The sequence below is a fragment of the uncultured Microbacterium sp. genome (assembly GCF_963521695.1).
Lineage (GTDB): Bacteria > Actinomycetota > Actinomycetes > Actinomycetales > Microbacteriaceae > Microbacterium.
Genome location: NZ_CAUQWC010000277.1, coordinates 1 through 3,880, shown reverse-complemented (window position 1 = coordinate 3,880; position 3,880 = coordinate 1). Strand labels below are relative to the sequence as shown.

Annotated in this window: 8 protein-coding genes; 6 read left to right on the top strand and 2 right to left on the bottom strand. The window is 68.3% G+C overall.

Annotated features, from left to right (window positions below):
• Positions 1 to 1,066: potassium transporter TrkG (locus RWP81_RS15135; RefSeq protein ID WP_314457480.1), on the bottom strand; the 1,066-nt coding region annotated here is incomplete at its 3' end.
• 68 nt (positions 1,067 to 1,134) lie between these two features.
• Between RWP81_RS15135 and RWP81_RS15130 the strand changes: the two genes are divergently transcribed.
• The 6 genes from RWP81_RS15130 (at position 1,135) to RWP81_RS15105 (ending at position 3,066) form a co-directional block, all read left to right on the top strand.
• Positions 1,135 to 1,530 carry a metalloregulator ArsR/SmtB family transcription factor gene (locus RWP81_RS15130; protein WP_314457479.1) on the top strand — a complete coding sequence of 132 codons (396 nt, stop codon included), beginning with the start codon at positions 1,135 to 1,137 and terminating at the stop codon, positions 1,528 to 1,530.
• Positions 1,531 to 1,680: 150 nt separating this feature from the next.
• A complete protein-coding gene (locus tag RWP81_RS15125; protein WP_055955713.1) occupies positions 1,681 to 1,872 on the top strand; it encodes a helix-turn-helix domain-containing protein in 192 nt (63 codons plus the stop codon).
• A gap of 82 nt (positions 1,873 to 1,954) precedes the next feature.
• The gene (locus RWP81_RS15120; protein ID WP_003792170.1) at positions 1,955 to 2,053 is read left to right on the top strand and encodes a 30S ribosomal protein bS22; all 99 of its coding nucleotides are present in this window, start codon (positions 1,955 to 1,957) and stop codon (positions 2,051 to 2,053) included.
• A gap of 113 nt (positions 2,054 to 2,166) precedes the next feature.
• The gene (locus RWP81_RS15115) at positions 2,167 to 2,460 is read left to right on the top strand and encodes a rhodanese-like domain-containing protein (RefSeq protein WP_314457474.1); all 294 of its coding nucleotides are present in this window, start codon (positions 2,167 to 2,169) and stop codon (positions 2,458 to 2,460) included.
• 28 nt (positions 2,461 to 2,488) lie between these two features.
• Entirely contained in the window at positions 2,489 to 2,767 is a 279-nt protein-coding gene (locus tag RWP81_RS15110; protein ID WP_314457472.1) for a glutaredoxin family protein, read from the top strand.
• On the top strand, positions 2,764 to 3,066 hold the full coding sequence (locus RWP81_RS15105; RefSeq protein ID WP_314457470.1) for a Dabb family protein: 303 nt from the start codon (positions 2,764 to 2,766) through the stop codon (positions 3,064 to 3,066). The genes RWP81_RS15110 and RWP81_RS15105 overlap by 4 nt, the downstream gene beginning before the upstream one ends.
• A gap of 100 nt (positions 3,067 to 3,166) precedes the next feature.
• Here the strand turns inward: RWP81_RS15105 and RWP81_RS15100 are convergent.
• Positions 3,167 to 3,880, bottom strand: a 714-nt coding sequence (locus RWP81_RS15100) for a TOBE domain-containing protein (protein ID WP_314457468.1), incomplete at its 5' end; no start/stop codon positions are given.

The window sequence follows — 3,880 nt, the reverse complement described above, 5'->3', positions numbered from 1 at the left end:
ACACGGCGAGGGTCGTGACCTTGATGCCGCCGGCGGTGGAGGCCGAGCCCCCGCCCACGAACATGAGCATGGAGCCGACGATGAGGGTCGCGCCGTTCAGGTCGCCGATGTCGATGACGCTGAAACCGCCCGACCTCGTCATCGCCGAGAGGAAGAACGCCTGGAACGTGGTGTCCCATGCATCCATGCTCCCGAATGTGAGGGGGTTGTCGTATTCCAGAAGCAGGATGAACCCCGCGCCGAGCACGAAGAGGATGACCGTGGTGATGAGCGTGAGCTTCGTGTGCAGCGACCACAGCCGGAAGCGCCAGTGGTGTCGCCACAGGGTGAAGATGACGGGGAAGCCGATCGAACCGAGGAACACACCCAGCATCAGCACCGTCAGGAGGAAGTAGTCCTGCGCGAAGGGGGTGAGCCCGTCGGCGTTCGGGACGAATCCGGTGTTCGTGAACGCCATCGCCGCGTAGTAGGGCGCCTCCCAGAGGGCGACCAGGGGGTCGATCCCGCCGACCACGAGTGCCGGGTAGATGAGCACGGTCAACCCCGCTTCGATCACGAGGGTCGACAGAGCCACCGTGCGCAGCAGCTGACCGACCTCGCCCAGGCGCACGGTCTGGCCCTCGTTGACCGGCCCGCCGTGGGCGCGGAGCGGGTTGCTGTCGCCCGCGGCGATGAGCTTCGCCCGCAGCCCCAACCGCTTGGAGATCACCAGACCGAGGATGGATGCCAGGGTGAGCACCCCGAGGGCGCCGACGTTGACTCCGACGTAGGTGATCGCGTGGCCGAGCGGTGACCAGTGCGAGTACATGTCGACCGTCGAGAGTCCGGTCACGCAGATCGTCGACACCGCGGTGAAGAGGGCGTCGGCCAACGGTGTGACCTGGCCGTCGGCCGCAGCGGCGGGAAGCGAGAACAAGGCGGTGAACAGCAGGATCAGCGTCACGAAGACCAGGACCGCGAAACGCGCGGGAGAAGCGGTCGTCAGGTTGCGCAGACGATCCCATGCCGTGAACGCGATGCGACGTAGTCGCACCGGCAATCGCACCTCGTTCGGCGTCGCCGCCATGCGCCGCTCCCTTCGGTGCCCGAACCCGAATCATGGTACTCGGGCCGGGGCTTGGCTAATCTGATGCCATGGCGGACATCTTCGATGTGATCGCTGACGGAACGCGTCGCGACATCCTTCAGCTGCTCCTGGACCGGGCGACCGGTGGCGAGCGCGGAACCAGCGTGTCGCAGATCGTCGCGGCCCTGGGCGTAAGCCAACCCACCGTCTCCAAGCACCTCAAGGTGCTGCGGGAGGCCGAGTTGGTGTCGGTTCGCGAGATGGGGCAGCACCGCTACTACAGCCTCGCCGTCGCGCCCCTCGACGAGGTCGACGACTGGCTGGTCCCCTTCTTCTCCATCGACGAAGACAACGAGCCGGCTCTGCCGGAGTCCGCCGTGCACGCGGCCGAGGTGGTCGGCCGGGCAGCCGCGTCCGTGAAGCACTCGTTCTCGACGGCGCTGCGCAAACTTCCCGGGCGGTGATCTCCCGGCGGAGGTGACCGTGGATGCCACCGTGTGCGGCATTCGGAATGCACATCCGTCACAGGCGGCGCACCGGTTTACAGCCGTTACGCCCAGACTCTAGAGTGTGGTCAGCATCAGGGTGAGTCCACCCGGAACGAGGGGTGAACGATGGCCGAGCTGCCGGACGTGCGGTTCCTGACGGTCGCCGAGGTCGCCGAGCTCATGCGCGTCTCGAAGATGACGGTCTACCGACTCGTGCACGCCGGCGAACTTCCCGCGGTACGCTTCGGACGCAGCTATCGTGTGCCCGAATCGGCGGTCGCCGCGCTCGTGCAGCGACCGGTGTCCGACGTCGGCTAGACTGATCCGAGGCTTTTTTCCATCGCCTGCTGTTCCCGGGGGCCGAAATCGGCACCCAGACCCCGACTTAGTGAGGTTTTCCGTGGGTTCTGTCATCAAGAAGCGCCGTAAGCGCATGGCGAAGAAGAAGCACCGCAAGCTGCTTCGCAAGACTCGTCACCAGCGCCGCAACAAGAAGTAAAGCGGCCACCACACCGAGCGCCTGTCCGATGCGACGGGCGCTTCGTGTATCCGTCGCGGGTTCGTGACGCTCCGGCATCCGGGTCGTCGCGACGCCCCTTCAGGAGGAGAAGCATGCAGTCCATCACGGTCCACGACCTGCACGCGGGGCGCGAGCGCCCCCTGATCGACGTGCGCGAAGAGCACGAGTTCGCTGCGGGCCACGTGCCCGGCGCGGTGAACCTGCCGATGTCGAGCCTCGGTGAGCACCTCGACGAGCTGCCGGCCGAGCCGTTCGACGTGATCTGCCAGGTCGGCGGCCGATCCGCGAGAGTGACTGAAGCGCTCGCCGCGCGTGGTCACGACGTGACGAACGTCGAGGGCGGCACGGGTGAATGGGTCGCGGCGGGATACGCCGTCGAGTCCTGAGCGCGTCCGAGCCTCCTAGGATGGAGGCGTGACGACCCTCACGCTGATCGGCAAACCCGACTGCCATCTGTGCGACGTGGCCGAGCAGATCATCGAGACGGTAGTCGCCGACCTTCCCGCGGCTCTCGCCGAGCGCGTCGAGATCGAGCAGGTCTCGATCGCCGATGACGCGACACTGCACGCCGTGTGGTGGGAGAAGATCCCGGTCGTGCTCATCGACGGCGAACTGCACGCCCACTGGCGTGTGTCCGCCGACCGTCTGCGAGCCGCGCTCATCGCGGCGGATTCCGAAGGAGCCTCCTCGTGAGCATCCGTCACATCGTCCTCTGGAAGCTCGCGGCCGACGACGCCGACACCCGTGCGCTGCACGCCGAGCAGATCGCCGACAGGCTCCTCGCCCTCCGCGACGTCGTGACCGAGATCGACCACATCGAGGTGGGACGCAACGTCGTCAATCCCCAGTCCAACTGGGACGTCGCGCTCGTGAGCGAGTTCGCCGACGCCGCCGCCCTCGAGCGGTACCAGGTGCACCCGGCGCACCAAGAGGTGGCGGAGTTCGTTCGCTCCGTCGTCGCAGAGCGCTCCTGCGTCGACTACCCGTTCTGATCACGACCCCGCCCGCGCCGGCGGGACTGTCTGACCCGCGGGCGCATGCGGCAGGGTGTCGTGCGCGGCGATGGCGCTCCGCCCGAGTGAGCAGCCTCCGTCAGTCCTGGGAAAGGACGCTCGCCGGCACGGCGGCGAGAGCGATGCGCACGCGGGCGTCGTCGTCCAGGCGTCGTTCCGCAGGGTGTTCGACCACGACACGGCTGCCGTCGGCGGTGAGGACGGTCGAACGGCGGATGCTGCCGAGGAACGTCGTCTCCTCGACAATGGCGTCCACCCCCGGCGCGTCCGCATCGACCAGCACCACGTTCTCGGGTCGTACCACCACCTCGCAGTGACCGTCGTGGGCCGTCCCGGCGAGGGACAGGCGCTGGCCCCAGACCTCCACGACGGCGCCCTCGACGATCCCCGGCACCGTGCTGACCGGCCCGAGGACCTCCGCCACGGCGGCGTCTCCGACACGTCCGTAGACGTCGGTGGGGGAGCCTCGGGCGATGATCCGTCCCTCGTCCATCACGACGAGTTCGTCGGCGACGGCTGCGCCTTCGGCGGTGTCGCGCGTGGCCCAGAGGGTCGTCACTCCGCGCTCGCGCAGTTCGCGCACAAGGCGGTCCCGCGTCTCCGCGCGGGCGGTGGTGTGAAGCGCCGCGAGCGCATCGTCGAGCACGAGGGCGCGCGGGCGGGATGCCAGGACCCGCGCCACCGCCCAGCGCTGGCGGTCGCCGAGCGCGAGCCGGGAGACGGCGGCATCCGGTGCCTCCAGCCCGACGAGCTCGCACAGGCGGTCCGTCTCGAGGTCGGGGTCGACGACGCC